Raw genomic sequence first — 3,942 nt, forward strand, 5'->3', positions numbered from 1 at the left:
CTCGGACGCCGGTTATATTTATAAAATTTATGGTTTTGCCTTTGTCCAGGAGCTGGAGCTGCTGCGCGAAGCCGGCTTTAATGCCTTAGAAGTGATCCAGGCGGCGACCCTAAATGGTGCCATAGCCTTGGGGCTGGACCAGGATATTGGTAGTGTAGTGCCGGGTAAAAAAGCCGATCTGGTTATTGTCGCAGAAAACCCACTGGCTAATTTTAAGGTGCTGTATGGCACGGGGCACTACCGGCTGAATGCCGATAATCAAGCCATCCGTACCAAGGGCGTACGCTACACCATTAAAGACGGCATAGTGTACGATGCCCAGCAACTGCTGGCTGATGTCAGAGTCTTAGTTGAGCAGGCTAAACAGCTGGAAACTCAGCAGTAGAGTGCTGGTTCTGTATTCAGCTTATGCTGGCTCAACTCTAAGTGATTACTGGCAGTGGGTGTTTAATTAAGCCCACTGCCTTTTTTCTGTTATGTTGTCAGCTTTGCGACAGCAAGCTCCAGTCTTTTCAGCTCACGTAAGGTGGAGCTGCGGTTGGTTTCCAACCAGATCCACATTTTAGTGCCAACCTGGGCCTGAAATGCCAGCAGCAACAACACGCCCCAGAACAACTGCTCTTCTGGCTCAGCAGTAAAAAAATGATAGCCGCAATAGAATATTGCTACTGCCAGCAAGGTTGCCAGGATATAGGCAATGATCATAATGCTGCCGAGCCCGCCTTTAAAGCCAGAGGCTAATACCTTCTCCAGGCCCTGCTCTTCCTGCATTAATTTATCCAGTTCTGCGGCCTGCCTGGCCAGTTGCTGTTTAATGTCGTGATCCGTTGTCATAATTTATTCCTCATTGCGTCTGAAAACACTGATTCAAAGGTTATTGCAGCTGCTGTTGCAACTGTTTACGGGCCCGGTGCAACCGTGACTTTACCGTACCAACGGGTATATCCACGATTAAGGCTATCTGGCCTAGTTCCAGCTCATGTAAGTAATGCAGCTGCACCACCAGTCGTTCATCTGCTGCCAGCAGGCTAAGGGCGTTACTTAAATCATTGCTGTCGTCAGCATGTTGCTGGCTATCCGCCACCCCAAACTCTGCCGCAACAGTAGCGATGTCTACTGTTTGTTGCTGGCGATTTGCTGCTTGTTTCTGATAATCCATTACTTCCCAGCGCACCGCCCGGTAAAGCCAGCTGGTAAATACTGCCGGGTCATTTAACCGGGTTATCCGCCGGCTGACTTTTAACCAAACGTTCTGCACCAGATCTTCAGCTGCTGCCGGATTCGTCAGTAAATAAGCAGCAAAGCGATGTAAGTCGCGGTGATAATGCTGATACAACAAGGCAAAAGCACGTTTATCGCCGTCTTGCATGGCCATTACCAGTAAATCGAGTTGTGCCTGGTGCATTACTGCCCTTAATGTTGTTATTACGGTAAAAAGACGATGCTACGCATCAGCAGGTTCACGCTGAACCCAGTTTATTTAGCTGACGATGTCGTAAGTTCACTAATCAGGCAAGAAAAAAGCCAGCGGTTAAGCTGGCTTTATTTAGTTTAGACGCTTAAAGCGTTGTTATTGCAGTACTGAAATATCAGCGACCTGCAGAAATAATGCGCGCAGTTGCTGCAATAGCGCCAGCCGGTTAAAGCGCACAGCGTTATCATCGGCATTGACCATAACTTCGTCAAAAAAGCGGTCGATAACTTCGCGCATACCCGCCAGATGCGCCAGGCTTTCGCTATAGTTGCGGCCCTCTGCCTGATACGTCTTTTCGGTGATTATTGCCTGATAAAGTGCCTTCTCGGCTGACTCCTGCAGTAAGTCAGTGCTTACTTCTGCTGGAATGTTTTCTGTCACTTTTGCCAGAATATTGGCTACCCGCTTGTTCGCTGCAGCCAGCGCTGCGGCAGCATCCAGCTTACTGAATTCTGCTACCGCCCTTACCCGCCGGTCAAAGTCGCTAGGGCTGGTTGGCCGGCGGGCCAGTACTGCCTGAATGACATCGACTGCATAGCCTTCATCCTGATACCAGGCGCGGAACCGCCCCAGCATAAAGTCCAGCACGTCTTCTGCCACTGCGGTATTAGTTAACTTATTGCCAAACGTTTGCTGGCTAAAAGCAATCAGCTCGACCAGATCCAGCGGTAGCTGCTTCTCCACCATAATCCGCAGCGCACCTATTGCCGCGCGGCGCAGGGCAAAGGGATCTTTATCGCCTTTTGGTACCTGGCCGATACCAAAAATGCCGACTAACGTATCGAGTTTATCAGCAATCGCTACCGCAGCGCCTTCCAGCCGGCTTGGTAACTGATCGCCGGCAAAGCGTGGCATATACTGCTCGTTTAAGGCCAGTGCGACCGCTTCGTTCTCACCATCAAGCCGCGCATAATGCATACCCATGATGCCCTGCATTTCCGGAAATTCGCCGACCATATTGGTCATTAAATCCGCTTTTGACAGTAAACCCGCCCGCTCGGCCGCAGCCTGTTCGGCGCCGATTTTCTGAGCGATAAAACCGGCAACCGTACTTATCCGCTCTGATTTTTCAGCCAGGGTACCCAGCTGTTGCTGAAATAATACCGTTTTAAGGCTGTCCAGCCGCTCCACCAGTTTGGTTTTGCGGTCGGTTTTAAAGAAAAACTCGGCATCAGCCAGCCGTGGCCGTACTACTTTTTCGTTACCACTGATGATTTGCCCGGGGTCTTTACTTTCGATGTTGGTCACAAAGATAAACTTATTGATTAACTTGCCGTGCTTATCCAGCAACGGGAAGTATTTCTGATTATCTTTCATCGTCGAAATTAACGGCTCAGCAGGTACCTGCAAAAAACTCTGTTCAAAGCTGCCGACTAATATCACCGGCCATTCCACCAGGGAAGCCACCTCTTCCAGCAGAGCATCATCCATTTGGGCTGTGGCATTTAAGCCGTCGGCTGTCTCCTTAACCTGTTTGGCAATAGTCGCTTTGCGCTGCTGATAATCTGCCATGACAAACGCCTGCTTTAACGCAGGCAAATAGGCATCGGCATCAGCAATTTCAATCAGTGCCGGCGCATGAAAACGGTGGCCGTAGCTTTTGTTACTGCTGCTGCGGCCCATAATCGTCGCAGGCACCACCTCGTTGCCATACAGCAAGATAATGGTGTGAACCGGCCGTATAAATTCTGCATCTGAGCTGCCCCAGCGCATTGGCCGGGCGATCGGTAAGTTAGCCAGGGCAGCTTTTATCACATCAGCCACTAACGCTGTGGTGCTCTGGCCTTTTTGTAATTGCTTGTGCAGCAGCCAGGCACCTTTATCGGTTTCCAGCCGCTCTGCCTGTTCAACACTTATTCCACAACCCGCTGCCCAGCCGACAGCAGCCTTGGTGGGCTTACCCTCTGCGTCAAAAGCAGCCGCAATAGCCGGGCCGCGTTTTTCTACAACCTTATCGCTTTGGCTTTCGGCCAGGCTGTTTATCCGCACCGCTAAACGTCGTGGCGCAGCGTACCAGCTTACTTCTCCATGGCTCAGTTCCTGCTTCGCCAACTCGGTAGTGATATTTTCAGCAAAAGCGCTGGCCAGCGTTTTCAGTGCCTTTGGTGGCAGCTCTTCGGTGCCAATTTCTACCAGAAAATCCCGTGCGCTCATTTGGCCTCCTGCGATAACTGCTGGTCTTTTTTACATAACGGAAAACCGAGTTTCTCCCGACTGGCAAAATAGGCTTCGGCGCAGGCCTTGGCTAAAGTACGTACCCGCAGGATATAGCGCTGGCGCTCAGTGACCGATATAGCATGGCGCGCATCAAGTAAGTTGAAGGCATGGGAGGCTTTCATGACTTTCTCATAGGCCGGCAACGCCAGGCCCTGCTCGATCAGGTAATGGCTTTCTTTTTCACACTGGTCAAACTGGGCGAACAACGCCGGCACATCGGCGTGTTCAAAGTTATAGGTCGATTGCTCTAC

The 3,942-nt window shown here is 50.9% G+C and carries 5 protein-coding genes; 1 reads left to right on the forward strand and 4 read right to left on the reverse strand.

Annotated features, from left to right (window positions below):
• The coding region (locus R3177_RS13655; protein WP_318971572.1) for an amidohydrolase family protein at positions 1-385 on the forward strand (385 nt) is incomplete at its 5' end.
• Positions 386-474: 89 nt separating this feature from the next.
• Here the strand turns inward: R3177_RS13655 and R3177_RS13660 are convergent.
• The 4 genes from R3177_RS13660 to R3177_RS13675 form a co-directional block, all read right to left on the reverse strand.
• Positions 475-834, reverse strand: coding sequence for a DUF6768 family protein (locus R3177_RS13660; RefSeq protein WP_318971573.1), 360 nt, complete (start codon positions 832-834; stop codon positions 475-477).
• A 40-nt stretch (positions 835-874) separates the two neighbouring features.
• Positions 875-1,405: an RNA polymerase sigma factor gene (locus tag R3177_RS13665; RefSeq protein WP_318971574.1), complete on the reverse strand. Its 531-nt coding sequence runs from the start codon at positions 1,403-1,405 to the stop codon at positions 875-877.
• A 165-nt stretch (positions 1,406-1,570) separates the two neighbouring features.
• Positions 1,571-3,628 carry a glycine--tRNA ligase subunit beta gene (gene glyS, locus R3177_RS13670; protein ID WP_318971575.1) on the reverse strand — a complete coding sequence of 686 codons (2,058 nt, stop codon included), beginning with the start codon at positions 3,626-3,628 and terminating at the stop codon, positions 1,571-1,573.
• The coding region (locus R3177_RS13675) for a glycine--tRNA ligase subunit alpha (RefSeq protein ID WP_318971576.1) at positions 3,625-3,942 on the reverse strand (318 nt) is incomplete at its 5' end. The genes glyS and R3177_RS13675, both read right to left, overlap by 4 nt.

It is taken from the genome of Arsukibacterium sp., assembly GCF_033722355.1.
Classification (GTDB): Bacteria; Pseudomonadota; Gammaproteobacteria; order Enterobacterales; family Alteromonadaceae; genus Alishewanella.

Bases quoted from the DNA above. Each gene is read 5' to 3' on its own strand.
- R3177_RS13660 (WP_318971573.1), bottom strand. From the start codon at position 834: ATGACAACGGATCACGACATTAAACAGCAACTGGCCAGGCAGGCCGCA.
- R3177_RS13665 (WP_318971574.1), bottom strand. From the start codon at position 1,405: ATGCACCAGGCACAACTCGATTTACTGGTAATGGCCATGCAAGACGGC.
- glyS (WP_318971575.1), bottom strand. From the start codon at position 3,628: ATGAGCGCACGGGATTTTCTGGTAGAAATTGGCACCGAAGAGCTGCCA.